General features: G+C 60.9%; 14 protein-coding genes and 2 pseudogenes. 6 read left to right on the top strand and 10 right to left on the bottom strand.

Annotated features, from left to right (window positions below):
* The first annotated feature begins 52 nt into the window (after positions 1-52).
* Positions 53-670 (top strand): GntR family transcriptional regulator, encoded by a 618-nt coding sequence (locus tag ABIN98_RS12875; RefSeq protein WP_346910604.1) that lies wholly within the window; start codon positions 53-55, stop codon positions 668-670.
* Positions 671-677: 7 nt separating this feature from the next.
* Here ABIN98_RS12875 and ABIN98_RS12880 read toward each other — a convergent pair whose 3' ends face one another.
* From ABIN98_RS12880 to ABIN98_RS12905, 6 genes are all read right to left on the bottom strand, one after another.
* Positions 678-1,415 (bottom strand): hypothetical protein, encoded by a 738-nt coding sequence (locus tag ABIN98_RS12880; protein ID WP_346910515.1) that lies wholly within the window; start codon positions 1,413-1,415, stop codon positions 678-680.
* Between the two features lie 95 nt (positions 1,416-1,510).
* Entirely contained in the window at positions 1,511-2,902 is a 1,392-nt protein-coding gene (locus ABIN98_RS12885; RefSeq protein ID WP_346910516.1) for an L-serine ammonia-lyase, read from the bottom strand.
* 128 nt (positions 2,903-3,030) lie between these two features.
* The gene (hemP, locus tag ABIN98_RS12890; RefSeq protein WP_346910518.1) at positions 3,031-3,144 is read right to left on the bottom strand and encodes a hemin uptake protein HemP; all 114 of its coding nucleotides are present in this window, start codon (positions 3,142-3,144) and stop codon (positions 3,031-3,033) included.
* Positions 3,145-3,596: 452 nt separating this feature from the next.
* On the bottom strand, positions 3,597-4,058 hold the full coding sequence (locus ABIN98_RS12895) for an Rrf2 family transcriptional regulator (protein WP_346910520.1): 462 nt from the start codon (positions 4,056-4,058) through the stop codon (positions 3,597-3,599).
* Between the two features lie 138 nt (positions 4,059-4,196).
* Positions 4,197-5,234, bottom strand: coding sequence for a LacI family DNA-binding transcriptional regulator (locus ABIN98_RS12900; RefSeq protein WP_346910522.1), 1,038 nt, complete (start codon positions 5,232-5,234; stop codon positions 4,197-4,199).
* Between the two features lie 79 nt (positions 5,235-5,313).
* Positions 5,314-6,492: an NAD(P)/FAD-dependent oxidoreductase gene (locus tag ABIN98_RS12905; protein ID WP_346910524.1), complete on the bottom strand. Its 1,179-nt coding sequence runs from the start codon at positions 6,490-6,492 to the stop codon at positions 5,314-5,316.
* Between the two features lie 182 nt (positions 6,493-6,674).
* Here ABIN98_RS12905 and ABIN98_RS12910 point away from each other — a divergent pair, with 182 nt between their 5' ends.
* Positions 6,675-7,730 carry an AraC family transcriptional regulator ligand-binding domain-containing protein gene (locus tag ABIN98_RS12910; protein ID WP_346910526.1) on the top strand — a complete coding sequence of 352 codons (1,056 nt, stop codon included), beginning with the start codon at positions 6,675-6,677 and terminating at the stop codon, positions 7,728-7,730.
* A gap of 5 nt (positions 7,731-7,735) precedes the next feature.
* Here ABIN98_RS12910 and ABIN98_RS12915 read toward each other — a convergent pair.
* Positions 7,736-8,011, bottom strand: a pseudogene (locus ABIN98_RS12915) (aldehyde dehydrogenase family protein); the annotation flags it as partial.
* 88 nt (positions 8,012-8,099) lie between these two features.
* Here ABIN98_RS12915 and ABIN98_RS12920 point away from each other — a divergent pair.
* Positions 8,100-9,134, top strand: a complete 1,035-nt coding sequence (locus tag ABIN98_RS12920; RefSeq protein ID WP_346910528.1) for an AraC family transcriptional regulator ligand-binding domain-containing protein — start codon at positions 8,100-8,102, stop codon at positions 9,132-9,134.
* Positions 9,135-9,181: 47 nt separating this feature from the next.
* Here ABIN98_RS12920 and betB read toward each other — a convergent pair whose 3' ends face one another.
* Genes betB through betI form a run of 3 tightly spaced genes read right to left on the bottom strand, consistent with a single transcriptional unit; the run spans position 9,182 to position 12,947 of the window.
* Positions 9,182-10,645, bottom strand: a complete 1,464-nt coding sequence (gene betB / locus ABIN98_RS12925) for a betaine-aldehyde dehydrogenase (RefSeq protein WP_346910530.1) — start codon at positions 10,643-10,645, stop codon at positions 9,182-9,184.
* A 17-nt stretch (positions 10,646-10,662) separates the two neighbouring features.
* Positions 10,663-12,321: a choline dehydrogenase gene (betA, locus tag ABIN98_RS12930; protein WP_346910532.1), complete on the bottom strand. Its 1,659-nt coding sequence runs from the start codon at positions 12,319-12,321 to the stop codon at positions 10,663-10,665.
* Entirely contained in the window at positions 12,318-12,947 is a 630-nt protein-coding gene (gene betI / locus ABIN98_RS12935; RefSeq protein WP_346910534.1) for a transcriptional regulator BetI, read from the bottom strand. Before betI ends, betA begins: the two co-directional genes overlap by 4 nt.
* 207 nt (positions 12,948-13,154) lie before the next feature.
* Here betI and ABIN98_RS12940 point away from each other — a divergent pair, with 207 nt between their 5' ends.
* The 3 genes and pseudogenes from ABIN98_RS12940 (at position 13,155) to choV (ending at position 16,060) form a co-directional block, all read left to right on the top strand.
* Positions 13,155-14,099, top strand: coding sequence for a choline ABC transporter substrate-binding protein (locus tag ABIN98_RS12940; RefSeq protein ID WP_346910536.1), 945 nt, complete (start codon positions 13,155-13,157; stop codon positions 14,097-14,099).
* 86 nt (positions 14,100-14,185) lie between these two features.
* Positions 14,186-15,034: a choline ABC transporter permease subunit gene (gene choW, locus ABIN98_RS12945; RefSeq protein WP_346910538.1), complete on the top strand. Its 849-nt coding sequence runs from the start codon at positions 14,186-14,188 to the stop codon at positions 15,032-15,034.
* Positions 15,031-16,060, top strand: a pseudogene (choV, locus tag ABIN98_RS12950) (choline ABC transporter ATP-binding protein). The gene choW and the pseudogene choV overlap by 4 nt, the downstream one beginning before the upstream one ends.
* The last annotated feature ends 41 nt before the right edge of the window (positions 16,061-16,101 follow it).

Raw genomic sequence — 16,101 nt, forward strand, 5'->3', positions numbered from 1 at the left:
TGAAACGGGATTCGGGTTGGAGGAGCGAAAAAACGTGGTAACACCCGTCATCATGAACGGATCAGAAATCTACCGCAGGCTGATCGGCCTGATCGAGGACCGTGTGCTCAAGCCGGGCGACCGGCTGCGGGAGGCCGAACTGGCGGAGGAATTCGGCGTCAGCCGGACGCCGATCCGCGAAGGCCTGAAGCGCCTGGAAGCGCAGGGACTTGCCGTCCATGAACCGAACCGGGGCATGGTTATCCCGACCCTCGATCATGGCCAGATCAACGAGGTCTATTATATGCGCGAGGTGCTGGAGGGGACGGCCGCGGGCCTCGCCGCCAAACATGCCTCCAAGCCGGAAGTGGAAATCCTGCAGGATCTGGTCAAGGCGGACCGCAAGCGCATCGAGGATCAGGACAGCCTGGTCCGCTCCAACCGCGAATTCCACCGCCGCCTGTGCCTTGCCTCGCACAACCGTTACCTGGTCGACCTGATCGATCACCTGCGCCTGTCGCTGATCCTGATGGCCGGCACCACGCTGGACACACCGGAACGCCGCGAAACGGCGGTCGAGGAACATGCGGCGATCGTCGATGCCATTGCAGCCGGCGACAGCGAAGCCGCCACGGCCGCAGCCAAGCGCCACATCGCGCACGCCCACAAGACGCGTCTGAAGCAGAATTAGTGACGCTTTAACCTCGCGGCCCGCCGCTTGCGCGTTGTTCGGGTGTGAGAACCGGCGGCTTTTCCACTTTTGCCGCCTCTTCGGCGGTTGCCGTGTAGTGCAGGCCGTAACTGCCAAGCGTGATGTCGTCGATGGCACCGTTGCTCAGGAAATTTTCGGGCGCAAGGTGCGCGGTCACAGCCTGATCCAAAGCGTCGGTATCATAGGCCGTCACCAACACCATCCACGGCATCGCCTGGTCGCGACCGCGCAGCGCCTGTTCCTTGGTCATCGGTGGCGGCGGAACCGGCTGGAACAGATGCGCGCTGACGATCCCGCGCCGGGAGGTGATCGCAGTCAGGACATCCTGTGCGATCCAGGTGAAAAGCCGATTTTCCTTTCCTTCGGCCGGCAGGAAACGTACGGCCATGGCTGCCTGTCCGAAGCCAAAGCCGGAACCGGCGGTGATGTGGCAGAATCCGCGAATCATGCCGCGGAACCGGGGCATCATCTCGCTGGTCCAGGACGTCGGATCGTTCAGCCGGTCGAGATAGCCTTTGGAGGTCGCGACATCGACATCGCTGACTTCATAGGTGACCAGGTATCGGGGCTCAGCATTCCTTGCCAGCCAGCGTGTGGCGCGGCGGAAGCCGGGCACGGAAAGCCGCTCATGGAAATGCTCGTGACTGTGCCAGTCGTCGTGATCGGCGGTATTGCCGTCGATATCGTAAAACAGAACCATCGCGGCATCGCTGTAAAGCGCCATTGCCGAGCCTCCCTCGCCGTCGAATCCGGGGCGACGTTAGCCGCCGGGGTTCGCAGTGGCAACGGTGCCGATGCCGCAGTCAGGAGGTATGGTGCTCAGCACTCGACGACATTCACGGCAAGCCCGCCGGTGGAGGTTTCCTTGTACTTGTCGCCCATGTCGAGGCCGGTCTGGCGCATGGTTTCGATACAGCCGTCCAGCGGAACGAAATGGCTGCCATCGCCGCGCAGCGCCAGAGAGGCGGCTGTGACCGCCTTGACCGCGCCAAGGGCGTTGCGTTCGATGCAGGGTACCTGAACGAGGCCGCCAACGGGATCGCAGGTCATGCCGAGGTGATGTTCCAGCGCGATTTCGGCGGCGTTCTCCACCTGCTCGTTGCTGCCGCCGAGTGCGGCGCACAGGCCGGCGGCGGCCATGGCCGAGGCGGAACCGACCTCGCCCTGGCAGCCGACCTCGGCGCCGGAGATCGAGGCATTGGCCTTGATGATGCCGCCGATGGCAGCAGCCGTCAGCAGGAACACGCGGATACCTTCCTGGTTCGCGTGCGGGCAATGGTCCAGATAATAGCGGGTCACGGCGGGGATGACGCCGGCGGCCCCGTTGGTCGGCGCGGTGACGACGCGTCCGCCACTGGCGTTTTCCTCGTTGACCGCCATGGCATAGACGCCGAGCCAGTCCATGACCGTGTGCTCGTAGGGCTGGTTGGTGCGGCCTTCGCGGATCAGCTTCTGGTAGATCTCGCCTGCCCGGCGTTTCACCTTGAGCCCGCCCGGCAGGATACCGTGTCCGGAAATGCCCCGGTTGATGCAGGCGTCCATGGCGGACCAGACCCGGTCCAGCCCCGTATTCACTTCCTCGGCCGATGAGCCGGCGCATTCGTTGGCAAGCTTCATCTCCGCAATACTGCAGCCGGTCCGCTTTCCCATCTCCAGCATCTGTTTTGCGGAGGCGAACGGGTAGGGGACGTCCTGGTTCTTCAATTCGTCCCGCGCGTTGCGTGTGTTCCGCATTTCCGCCTCGGTAACGACGAACCCGCCACCGATGGAGTAGTAGACGAACTCGTCGACCATCTCCCCGTCGGCGCCGAGCAGGCGGAAGGTCATGCCGTTGGAATGAGCGGGAAGCGGTGGCCCGTAATCGAAAATGACGTCCGTTTCCGGGTCGAAATCAAGCGGCGGCAGGCTGTCGAAATTAAGCTTTTTATCGCGGGCCAGCTTTTCCAGCATCGGCGCCACGGCATCCGGATCGAGCGTGTCCGGTGTTGCCCCCAAAAGACCCAGACACACCGCGTGATCGGTGGCGTGGCCTTTGCCGGTAAAGGCCAGCGAACCATGAAGGGTGACGGTGATTCGCCTGGCCCGGGATTCCATCTCCGGCAGGTCGGCAAGGCGGTCCAGATACCGCCGGACCGCGACCATGGGGCCGACGGTGTGGGAACTGGACGGACCGATGCCTATTTTGAAGATGTCGAAGACACTGATGAACATGCACGACCATTCCACGCAGAACCGTTCATGCAATCATGGCCCGCTTTTCCTCCCGCGTCACCCGCGTGAAGCGGACAATTCTTGTTCGCAGGCGACATCGGTTGGGCGAGCGGGGGCATCGGGCCCCGCTATTTGGTGAGGATGAGTTTTCCGAGCTTGGTGATGGTCAGGCGGTAGGTTTCCGAATTGTGCTGAATTTTCAGCTCTCGCCGTCCCTTGAACAGGGTTCTGGTATCCAGCATATCCGTCCCCGGCTGGCTGGGGGCATCGGATGCCCTGCGGGGGGAAGGAAGCGAGAGCCTTTCGCGGCGAGGTTTCGTGGTCTGCATCGAAAATACCCGATATTTCAAAAGTTTAGAACGGTTCTAAAGTTGAGTATTTAACTCAGCTTTATACTTGACACAGATACTCAAGTTTAAGTATGAAGGCAATGCCTGATTTGCGGCGAAGCGGAATTCGCGTCCTCTGCTAGTCGCTCAGGTCGGCTGAACAAGCCGAAATGTCCGGCAAGCCAACCGCCCTCTCCTCTCCCTCAGCGGTAAGCCAGCCAGGACATTTTTTCAAAGCGGGAAGGGCGGTTCATCCGGCCTCATTCAGACGCAAAAATACCGCTGCATCGCGCGCGGCAGGCGCAAAAAAACCCGCCGCATCGCGCGCGGCAGGTCACCTCAAAACAATCTGACCGTGAAAAGCTTTAGTTGGCCACAGCCATCGGCTGGTCGATCTCGATCTTCAGCAGATCGCGAATGTTCATGCGATCCTCGGCCAGGTCACCGATCGTCTTGGTGTCGAGCACTTCCATGAAGGCCTCGAGCGCTTCATGGAGCAGGCCGTTGAAGCCGCAGGACAGGACCAGCGGACAATCCTTGCGGCCACTGTCGAAACACTCGGCCAGCAGGAAACTTTCTTCGGCCGCGCGTACGACCTCGCCGACAGTGATTTCCGATGCCGGCCGGGCCAGCATGACGCCGCCGTTCCGCCCGCGGATGGTCCTGATCAGATTCGCGTCAACGAGCACCTTCATGATCTTGAAAAGGTGCGTTTCCGACATGTCGAAGCTGGCCGCGATATCCGCAACCTTGCTTGGTTTGTCGTTGTTGACCGCGCAATAGATGAGAGCACGGACGGCGTAGTTGGTTTGTTGGGTCAGGCGCATGCTAATAGATATGGGCGCTCTGACTGCGATCGTCAACGGTTATATTTGAGTGTCAGATGCACCTTTTAGTCGGAAAATCCGATTTTGTGAATATTAGAGCATCTTAAGACACCCTATACCCCAAGGCAGCTCCGGACCCTAAGGCAGCTCCGGCAGATTGTCTTTCATGAAGATGTCGATGCCGATGGTTTCCTGATCGTCGAGAACGGGTGTGCCATCGCAAAGCGCCTTGAGGATTCGGGTGGCGCTGCGCACTTCATGCCCGGCATTCTGGGCAATCAGCGCATCCATCGTTCCGCTGATGAGCGCTGCGCGGGTGTAGGGCGTCAGTTCATGGCCGATGAAGGTAATGTCCCCGGCGCGATTGCTCTTTTCCAGGGCGGCGATCACGCCGCGGTTGCCGGCGCCGATGTTGTAGAGGCCGGAAAGATCCGGATGCTCTGACAAGAGCTTGCCGACGATGTCCTCGTTCTTGCCGTTGTCGTCCCGCCCTTCGCGGACTTTCAGAATATCAAGATGCGGAAACTCTTCCGCGAGCACTTGCGCGAAGCCGCCATGCCGTTCCGCATGGTCGCGCAGGCCGAGAGATCCGGCGATCACGCCGATCTTGCCCTGCGTCCTGGGGAGGAACCTGCCCATGAGCCGCCCGGCGGCGCGTCCGGCTGCCATGTTGTCGATGCCGATGAACCGTCTGCGCATGGAGGCTGGATGGTCGGACACCAGCGTCACCACGTGAACGCCCCGGTCCTGCAGCCGGTCGATGGCGGCGCGCACTTCCGGAAAGGCGGGGGCGACCACGGCGACCCCATCGCAGACCGACTTGTCCAGGATCGCCAGTGTTCCGGCGACCCGGTGCGCGTCGAAGGCGTCGATCGGTTCGATGTGAATGTCGACCCGCTCGCGCGCAAGCGTTTCGGCATGCTTGCGCGCTTCTTCGCTAAGGTCTTCCATGAAGGCGTTCGGGCCGTTTGGGATCAGGAACTGAAACCGGTAATTGCGTTTCTTGGCAAGATTGGCGGCGAAGATGTCCCGGGTATAGTTCAGTTCGTCGGCGGCCGCCTGCACCTTCTCGATGGTGATCTTGCGCACGCCGGTGCGTCCGTTCATCACACGGTCAACGGTGGCAAGGCTGACACCGGCCTTTTCCGCCACATCGTGGATCGTTACCCGCCTCATGAATGCTCCCCGTTTTTTGCCGATTATAACGGCATCTGAGGAACGGTCATCTTTTTATTGTGCAAAGCAGCAATTTTGGTCAGGCGGCTTGGCCGGCCGCATGCCCGGAGGACCAGGCCCACTGGAAATTGAAACCGCCGAGATGTCCGGTGACGTCGACCACTTCACCGATGAAATGAAGCCCCGGAACCTTTGCCGCTTCGAAAGTCTTCGACGACAGTTCTTTGGTATCGACGCCGCCGAGCGTGACTTCCGCGGTGCGGTATCCTTCCGTGCCCGCGGGCACCAGTTGCCAGCGGTTGAGAAGATCGCCGGCACGGCGAAGCACCTTGTCGGAGCAATCCGCCAGCCGGCCGGACAGCTTGAACTCGGCCGCCAGTTCGTCCGCCAGACGTTTCGGCAGGAAGGCGGCAAGGGCGGTTTTCAGATCCTGCTTCGGTGTATCCGTCCGCGCCGCCCGCAGGGTTTCGAAGACGTCCCGGTCAGGGGCGAGGTTCACGGTAATCGGCTTGCCCTCCTGCCAGTAGGAGGAGATCTGCAGGACCGACGGGCCCGACAGGCCCCGGTGGGTGAAGAGCAGGCCTTCGCGGAACAGGGTCTTCTGGAAGGACACAATGGCGTCCACCGAGACGCCGGCAAGCTTCGCGCACAGGGCCTTGTTGGCGTCGGAAAAGGTCAGCGGCACCAGGGCAGGGCGCGGCTGGATCACGTTCAGACCGAAGCGCCTGGCCACTTCATAGCCGAAGCCGGTCGCACCCATCTTCGGGATCGACGGCCCACCGGTGGCGATCACCAACGAGGTGGCCCGGAGGGTTTCGGTATCCGTTTCGACGGAAAACCGGTCGTCGGGCTTGGAGATACCGGTCACGGATGTGTCCAGCTTCAGCGTGGCGCCCGCCTTGCCGAGTTCTGAAAGCAGCAGGTCGATGATGTCCTTGGCGCTGTCGTTGCAGAAGAGCTGGCCAAGGGTCTTCTCATGCCAGCCGATACGGTACCGCTCGACGAGCGCCAGGAAATCGTGCTGGGTGTAACGCTTCAGGGCCGAAACGCAGAACCGGGGATTTTGCGAAAGGAAATTCTGCGGCCCGCAATGCAGATTGGTGAAGTTGCAGCGTCCACCGCCGGAAATCCGGATCTTTTCCGCAGGCTTCTTGGCATGGTCGATCACGAGCGTCCGCCGCCCGCGCTTGGCCGCCTCGATGGCGCACATGAGCCCGGCCGCGCCGGCCCCGATTATAAGGACATCCAGATCTCGCATGACGTCGGCTTATAGCGATCCGATGCGGAGAAGGCTGTAAAATTTTTCCGGACGGCCTCAGAGAGTTCTTTGCATAATGCGACAAATAACTTGCCGTGACGCGCCATTTGGTTTGACATCCGAACAGGCGGAGGGCTAGCGTTTGAAGGTCATTGCAGTCTGATCGGGCGCTGGGGGAGCGTATGGCCAAGTCACCTGGAAAGATTTACGCGCAATTGCTCGTAAACACCCGGGCGCAAGCGGAAGCCCTTGGCTTTGACTGGTTCAAGATGGCAAGGGACATCGGGTTTGACCCGAAGGTAACCGATGACCCCGAAGGGGCGGGACCGTCGGAAGTCTACCTGGAAGTTCACGAATATCTCGCCAGAATGACCGGCAATGATGCCATGGGCGTGATCCTCGGATCACAGGTGAAAATGGGGTCGATGAAGGTCTTCGACTATGTCGCTCTCACGGCGCCCACGATTGCCCAGTCTCTGGAGAACTGGCGGCGTTTTGAACGGGTCCTGTCCAACATCACGCAGATATCGCTCAACGACGTGGACGGAAAACGATATCTGTCCTGGCACATCAGCAATCTCTACGGCCCGCATGTTCAGGTGACGGCAAAGGCAATGTCGTTTTCGGCAAGCCGCCTCCGGCACATGTTGGGCGGCAGGGAGGTGGATCTGACCTTCGAATTCACGCAAGGCAAACCCCGCCAGGTCGAAACCTATTACCGGATCCTGGGGAGAAACATCCGCTTTGGCTGTGAGCAGGACCGGATCGGCATTCCGCTTGAGGTCATGGATGTTGCGCCTGTGGGGTCGGAGGAGCATCTCTATTCGCTGATCGAGAAGACCGCGCTTGCCAGGCTCGCCAGCAACCAGATCGAAGACAATGACCTGGACAATATCTCTCGTGCCATCAACGAAGCCTTGAAGGAGGGCGATCCGTCTCTCGACGCGGTCGCCCGGAAAATGGCCATGTCGAAACGGGCATTGCAACGGAGAATGGAAGAAAACGGGCTGACCTTCCGCCAGGCCGTGGACCGGGTGCGCAAGGCTCTGGCCGAGCAGTATCTCTTGGACGGCAAGCTGCAACTGAGCGAGATCGCCTATCTGCTCGGCTATTCAGAATTGAGCACGTTTTCGCGGGCGGCAAAGATCTGGTTCGGGGTGTCTCCGAAAGCCTACCGGCGCGGAGAAACCTCAGGTGCGCCTGACGGTCAACGGCCTGCGACCCTTCGTGCGGGGTAGTCTGGCTAGAACGCGGCTTCCACGTCGCCCATTTCCACGTAGACACTCTTGAGCTGGCTATAATGCTCAATGGCCGCGTGGCCGTTTTCGCGTCCCATACCGGATTTCTTGTAGCCGCCGAACGGCATTTCGATTGGCGTCAGGTTGTCGGTGTTGATCCAGCAGGTGCCGACCTGCAGGGCAGCGATCACCCGGTGCGCCCGCTGGAAGTCCCTGGTGAATACGCCTACGGCCAAGCCGAACTCGGTGTCGTTGGCGCATGCGGTCACGTCCGCATCGTCTTGTCTGCGAGGGGCTCACTTGGTCAAACTTGACAGCTCAAACCAAAAATTTGACATTTGATTCCGAGGGAAAATTGGTGATGCGCGAATGTCAGTGCCTGGGGATGACGCGAAAAGCGGAGCGACTGTTTCGGCCAATGGAATTCTGCAGATCGCGGCATCAATCCGCTCGCGAGGGCTCGATTGGGAACGAATAGCGCGTGCGGTCGGTCTCGATCCCGACCGGCAATATGATTTAGCCGATCATGTGCCCTTGAAATGTGTCATGGCTCTCTATGAAGCGTGTGGCCTGGAAACCGGCGATGACGCCTTTGGGATCAAGGAGGGTTATGCAGCGCCGATCGGGGCTGCAACGGTTTTCGATTATGTCGCTCTTGCCGCACCCACCATGGGACAGGCGCTTAAGAATTGGGTGCGCTTTCAAAGCATTCCGGCAAATTCCATCCCGATTGGATACATTGAAGAAGACCGGTATGCTTTCCTTTGCTGGGAGATATCCGACAGTTTCGGCCCGCGTGCGCAATTCATCGACATGATTATTGGCTTCGCGGCCAACCGCATTCAATTCATTGCCCAAGATAAGAAAATTCATTTTAAGGCTGACTTCAGCCATAAAATGCCGAGGAACCTAGCGGAATTTAACCGCATTCTCGGCTCTGACATTCGGTTCAATCAGCCCTGCGACCGCCTGGGCGTGCCCTTGGACTGCCTGTCGATCGTGCCGCCGTCCAGCGAACCGCATTTGCTGCAAATTGTCGAACAATCGGCTTTGCGCGAACTTAGGGAGCGGGAAGACCGTGCCGATCGTCTCTTTATCATTACCAATCAGATCAGCGATGCGCTGAAACGAGGCGATGCATCGCTCGGAGCAGTTGCTCAGGAGCTTGGCATGTCGCGCCGAAGCCTCCAACGTGCACTTGAGGGTTCCGGAACCACTTACCGCCAACTTGTCGATCATGTGCGCAAGGCGCTGGCGCAAAGGTATCTCGTCGACAGCGACCTCCAACTCAGCGAGATCGCCTATCTTCTTGGATATTCGGAGCTAAGCGCGTTCTCGCGGGCTGCCAAGGCATGGTTTGGGATGTCGGCAAATGCCTATCGCAAGAATTCGGCCCGCCGCTGATGGCGCCAAATGATACGGACCGGTAGAACTTGCCCTGCCGTGAGAATTCAGAATGCGGCTTCCACGTCGCCCATTTCCACGTAGACACTCTTGAGCTGGCTGTAATGCTCAATGGCCGCGTGGCCGTTTTCGCGTCCCATGCCTGACTTCTTGTAGCCGCCGAACGGCATTTCGATCGGGGTCAGATTATAGGTGTTGATCCAGCAGGTACCCGCCTGCAGGGCATCGATTACCCGGTGTGCCCGCTGAATGTCCTTGGTAAACACGCCCGCGGCCAGGCCGAACTCGGTATCGTTGGCGCGCGCAATCACGTCCGCCTCGTCGGTGAAGTCGAGCACGCACATGACCGGACCGAAGATCTCCTCGCGCGCGATCCGCATGCCGTCGCTCACGTCGGCAAACACGGTCGGTTCGACGAAGAGACCGTCCGGGAAGGCGGGCACATCGGCGCGCTTGCCGCCGCAGACAAGCCGCGCACCTTCTTCCTGGCCGAGCATCATATAGCCCAGCACCTTGTCGAGTTGCGGTTTGGAAACCAGCGGGCCGATACTGGTCGCCTCATCGAGCGGATCGCCGAGAACAGCATTGGCCGTCCGCTCGTTGAGCCGGGACAGGAACCTGTCCTTGATGGCGTCATGCACGAAGACACGCGTCCCGTTGGAGCAGATCTGGCCGCTGGAATAGAAGTTGGCGTTGATCGCGGCCGAGACCGCGTTGTCAATGTCCGCATCGTCGAAGATGATCAGCGGCGACTTGCCGCCAAGCTCCAGCGTCGTCTTTTTCAGATGTTCGCCGGCAAGGGTTGCCACCTTCGCGCCGGTCGGTACCGAACCGGTCAGCGAGACCTTGGCGACCGCCGGATGGGACACCAGCTGCGTGCCGACATCGCCGTAGCCCTGCACCACGTTGAACACGCCATTCGGCAGGCCCGCCTCGGTCAGGATTTCGGCGAGTTTCAGCGCGCTGAGCGGCGTGACCTCGGACGGCTTGAAGATCATGGCATTGCCGCAGACCAGCGCGGGCGCGGCCTTCCAGCAGGCGATCTGGATCGGATAGTTCCAGGCCCCGATGCCGACGCAAATCCCGAGCGGTTCCCGCTTCGTGTAGGCGAAAGAACCGCCCAGATCGATATGCTCGCCGGTCAGTGTTGCCGCCAGTCCGCCGAAATACTCAAGGCAGTCGGCGCCCGAAGCCGCATCGGCAATCAGCGTTTCCTGCAAGGGCTTGCCGGTGTCGAGCGTTTCCAGGATGGAAAGTTCGCGATTTCTCTCGCGGATAAACTCGGCTGCCTTTCGCAGGACGCGTCCGCGTTCCGCCGGTGCCGTGGCTGCCCAGACCCTCTGACCCTCGACGGCGGCACTGACCGCCGCCTCGACGGTGGCTTCGTCGGCGCTATTCAGGGACGCGATCGCTTCGCCCGTCGCCGGATAGATCGATGGGAAGGGATGCCCGTCCGGGCTTTCGACATACCGGCCGCCGATATAGTGGGAGGCTTTGGGCTGTGCGCGCATCTGCGTCCTCTTGCGTTCTATCGCTGGTGTGTTTCCCATTCCGGATGGATCCAGGGTTCCGCGTTGGAAGCGGGCAGGGGATCCTTGCCGAGAATGTGATCGGCCGCCTTCTCGCCCACCATGATCGAGGGGGCGTTCAGGTTGCCGTTGGTGATCTGCGGAAAGACCGAGCTGTCGGCGACCCGAAGGCCGTCCACGCCGATTACCCGGCATTCCGGATCGACGACGGCCATGGGATCGCTCGCCTGACCCATCCGGCAGGTGCCGCAGGGATGATAGGCGCTTTCCACGTGTTCGCGGATAAAACCGTCCAGATCTTCGTCGCTTTGGACGCCATCGCCCGGCTGGATTTCCTTGCCCCGGTAGGGGGAGAACGCGTCCTGTGCGAAGATTTCCCGGGTCAGGCGGATACAGGTCCGGAAGTCCTGCCAGTCGCTTTCCTGGGACATGTAGTTGAACAGGATCGACGGTTTAGCGAGCGGATCGGCGGAGGTTAGCCTGACACGCCCGCGCGACCTGGAGCGCATCGGCCCCACATGCGCCTGGTATCCGTGGCCTTCTGCCGCCGCCTTGCCGTCGTAGCGAACGGCGAAGGGCAGGAAGTGGAACTGGATATCCGGATAGTCGATACCGGCCTTGGAACGGATGAAGGCGCAGGATTCGAACTGGTTGGAGGCGCCGAGCCCTTTGCCGGTGAACAGCCACTGCGCGCCGATCAGGGCCTTGGAGACCAGGTTCCAGTGTTTGTAGAGCGTGATCGGCTGGATACAGGCCTGCTGTATATAAAGTTCCAGATGGTCTTGCAGGTTTTCCCCGACACCCGGCCGGTCGGCGATCACGTCGATCCCGTGTTCGCCAAGCTGAGCGGCAGGTCCGATACCGGACTGCAGCAGAAGCTTGGGCGAGTTGATCGCGGAGGCCGACACGATCACTTCGCGCCGGCATCGAACCGTTCGCACGTCGGCGCCTTTCTGGTATTCGACGCCCGTTGCCCGCTTGCCGTCAAACAGGATCCTGCGGGCAAAGGCGCCGGTGATCAGCGTGACGTTCTGCCGTTTCAGCGCCGGCTTCAGATAGGCGTTCGCGGCGGACCAGCGCCGGCCCTTGCGGACCGTCATCTCCATGTCGCCGAAGCCTTCCTGCTTCTCGCCGTTGTAGTCGGATGTCGTCTCGTAGCCGGCTTGCGCTCCTGCCTCTACGAAGGCATCGAACAGCGGGTTCCACTTGGTGCCACGGGTTACATGCAGAGGGCCGTGCGTGCCGCGCCAGTCGGAACCGACCCCATGGGCATGTTCCAGGCGCTTGTAATAGGGCAGAACGTTTTTATAGCCCCAGCCGGCGGCGCCCAGCTCTTCCCAGGTGTCGAAGTCGCGCGCATGGCCGCGCACATAGACCATGCCGTTGATCGACGACGACCCGCCGATCACCTTGCCGCGCGGGGTCGCAAGCCGCCGTCCGCCCAGATGAGGCTCGGGATCGCTTTCATAGCCCCAGTCGTACCGGGCCATGTTCATCGGATAAGATAGAGCCGCCGGCATCTGGATGAACGGACCGGCATCGGTTCCGCCGTATTCCAGAACCAGAACGGAGACGGACGGGTCCTCCGACAGCCGGTAGGCAAGCGCGCAACCGGCGGATCCGGCGCCGACAATGACGAAGTCGAACGTGTCGCTCATCGCGAAGCCTCGTCCTGCTCATCCTCACCACCCGAACGTTTGGATCGGTGGACCAAGATCTGCGCTTCGACGTAGTCCTCCACCATGCGGATCGCGGACATCGCGTCCGGAGCGCCATCCTTCAGCGCCCGCCGGATCCACACACCGTCGATCATCGACGCGGTTCCCTCCGCAATCCGTCTGGCCTCTTTTGCCGCCATGAAGGCCTTGAGGTTGAAGGTCAAGTTGGAGACGAGGCGGGCGGAATAGATCCGCAGCAGGCGCCGGCTCGTTTCCGTCGTCTGCGCCTGAACGTAAAAGGCGAGCCAGGCGGCAATGACCGCCTCGCGGAACTGCTCCGGCGCAAAATTGCCCGTAATGATCGCAGAGATCCGTTCGCGCGGCGTTTCCGCCTTGGCAAGACGGGAACGGATCTGCTCCCCGAGATCATTCAGCAGGTGGCGCATGGTGGCCGCCAGCAATTGATCCTTGGAGCCGAAATAATGATGGGCCAGACCGCCGGAGACACCGGCGCGGCGGGCGATCTGGGCGATGGTGACATCGCAGAACCCGTTTTCGTGGATGGCATCCACGGTTGCCGCAATCAGGCTGCGCCGGCGCTCTTCTTCCATACCGATCTTGGGCATCTGCGATCTCCCGTATGATCCGTGCTTAATTTTAATTGAACAGCCAATCAATGAAAACTTGTAAAAAATAATGGATGATGTTTCATTTGTCGCAATTCGAAGGGGTAAGCGCGGACAAACGCGCGAATTCGAAACGAGACCATTGTTTCCAGTGGGCATTTTGCTGTCCAATGGCGGAAACAAGGCGTGAAAAAAGGGGAACACACCATGAAGAAATATTCCGCTTTTCTTGGAGGTCTTGCGCTGTCGGCCATGGTCGCAGGCACCGCATTCGCCGCAGAGCCTGACAGCTGCAAGGACATTCGCTTCTCCGACGTCGGCTGGACGGACATCACCGCGACCACGGCGGCCACGACAACCGTCCTGAAGGCCCTCGGCTACGAGACCGAAATCAAGATCCTGTCCGTGCCGGTGACCTATGCGTCTCTGAAGAACAAGGACATCGACATTTTCCTCGGTAACTGGATGCCGACCATGGAAGGCGATATCGCCGCCTACCGCGACGATGGCTCTGTGGAGACCGTTGGCGTCAACCTGGAAGGCGCCAAGTATACGCTCGCCGTGCCGAAATACACCTTCGACAAGGGACTGAAAACCTTTGCCGACATCGCCAAGTTCAAGGACAGCCTGGACGGCAAGATCTACGGCATCGAGCCCGGCAACGACGGCAACCGTCTGATCATCGGCATGATCGACGAGGATGCCTTCGGCCTGAAGGGCTTCGAAGTGGTGGAATCCTCCGAACAGGGCATGCTGGCCCAAGTGGCCCGGGCCACCAAGCGCGACGAGGACATCGTCTTCCTCGGCTGGGAGCCGCATCCGATGAATGCCAATTTCGACATGGCCTATCTGGATGGTGGTGACGACTATTTCGGCCCGAACTACGGCGGCGCGACCGTCTACACCAATGTGCGTGCCGGCTATACGGAAGAATGCCCGAATGTCGGCAAGCTGCTGAAGAACCTGAAGTTCTCGCTCGCCATGGAAAACGAGATCATGGGTGCGATCCTGGACGATGGCGCCGAGCCGGCCGATGCGGCCGCAGCATGGCTCAAGGATCATCCGGCGACCTTCGAAGCCTGGCTCGACGGCGTGACCACCCGTGATGGCGGCGATGCATTCGCAGCCGTCAAGGGCGCCCTTGGCCTTTAAGCCGAACGATCGACGCCGGAGGCGAACAGTCTCCGGCGTTCCCGTATTTCGAAACGATCTGACATGGCACGGGCGGGGACATCCCATTGGAATGGCTGACCGACCATAAAATCCCGATCGGAAAGGTGGCGAAAGCCTTCGTCGATTGGCTGACCGACAACGCCTATTGGTTTTTCGATGGCATCTCCTATGTGCTCGAAACCATGATCGACGGGATCCTGTGGGTCTTGCAGACGCCACACCCGCTTGTCGTCGTCGCCTTCGCGACCGGCCTTGCCTGGTTCGTCCGGCGCAACATCTCCTTTCCCCTGTTTGTCCTGGCGTCCATGCTCCTGATCATCAATCAGGGTTACTGGGAGGAAACCACCGAAACGCTTGCGCTTGTGATCGGTGCGTCGGTCGTTTGCATGGCGGTCGGGGTGCCGATCGGTGTGGCCGCGGCGCACCGTCCGAAACTCTATGCTGCTCTTCGGCCGATCCTCGACCTGATGCAGACGATCCCGACCTTCGTCTATCTGATCCCGGCTTTGATCCTGTTCGGTCTCGGCATGGTGCCGGGCCTGATCGCGACCGTGATCTTTGCCATTCCCGCCCCGATCCGCCTGACCCAGCTCGGCGTCTCGTCCACGCCCACCCAACTTCTTGAAGCCGGCCAGGCTTTCGGCGCGACCAAGTCCCAGCTTCTTTGGAAGGTGGAGTTGCCCTATGCCCTGCCGCAGATCATGGCCGGCCTGACCCAGACGATCATGCTGTCGCTCTCCATGGTCGTGATCGCCGCGCTCGTCGGGGCGGACGGTCTCGGCGTGCCGACGCTTCGGGCGCTGAACACGGTCAATATCGCCAAGGGGTTCGAGGTCGGCGTCGCCATCGTTCTCGTCGCCATTGTGCTCGACCGGTTCTTCCGCGCGGGGCCCGGCGAAGGAGGACGCTCATGACGGCGCCGGTGGTCTCCTTCAAAAATGTCGATATCGTCTTCGGCGCCAGGCCGGAAGCCGCCCTGCCGATGATCGATGCCGGCAGGAGCCGGGCGGACATCCAGTCCGAAACCGGGCAGATCCTCGGTGTCGCCGGCGCGACGTTCGACATCAACGAGGGCGAAGTGATCGTCCTCATGGGCCTGTCCGGATCGGGCAAGTCGACCCTGCTTCGGGCGGTCAACGGGCTCAATCCGGTGATCCGGGGCGAGGTTCTGGTTCGCAATGGCGACAAGGCCGTAAATCCGGCAACCTGTTCGCCAGAGGAACTGCGCCAGCTGCGCCGGCACCGTATCGCCATGGTGTTCCAGCAATTCGCCCTTCTGCCCTGGCGGACGGTCGCCGAAAACGTCGGTTTCGGTCTCGAACTGGCGGGCATGGGGCAGACGGAACGGCGGGCGAAGGTCTCCCAGCAGCTGGAGCTCGTCGGCCTTCAGGGCTGGGGCGACAAGCAGGTGCATGAGCTTTCCGGCGGCATGCAGCAGCGGGTCGGCCTGGCGCGCGCCTTTGCCACCGAAGCACCGGTTCTACTGATGGACGAACCGTTTTCCGCCCTCGATCCGCTGATCCGCGATCGTCTGCAGGACGAACTTCTGGACCTCCAGGCAAGCCTCAACCGCACGATCATCTTCGTCAGCCATGACCTCGACGAGGCCGCCAAGATCGGCTCCCGGATCGCGATCATGGAAGGCGGGCGCGTCATTCAGCTCGGCACGCCGCAGGAGATCGTCAAGAAACCGGCCAACGACTATGTCGCCGATTTCGTCGGCCACATGAACCCGCTCAATGTGCTGCGGGCCAAGGATATCATGTCCGCCTGCGACCGGACCCAGGTACCGGAAGGCGTGGTCACCTGCCGTGCCGCGACCCCCGCTGCGCGATGTCATAAAGCTGAAGCGCCAGTCAGAAACCGAGATCCTGGTCGCCGAGGAGGGCCGGGTGCTGGGCCGGATCGGCGAGGGCGAATTGCTCGACAGCATGATTTGAAGATCGGGACTGTCGTCCGCGCATGACCTGCGTCGGCGCGG

The organism is uncultured Roseibium sp. (assembly GCF_963675095.2).
Classification (GTDB): domain Bacteria; phylum Pseudomonadota; class Alphaproteobacteria; order Rhizobiales; family Stappiaceae; genus Roseibium.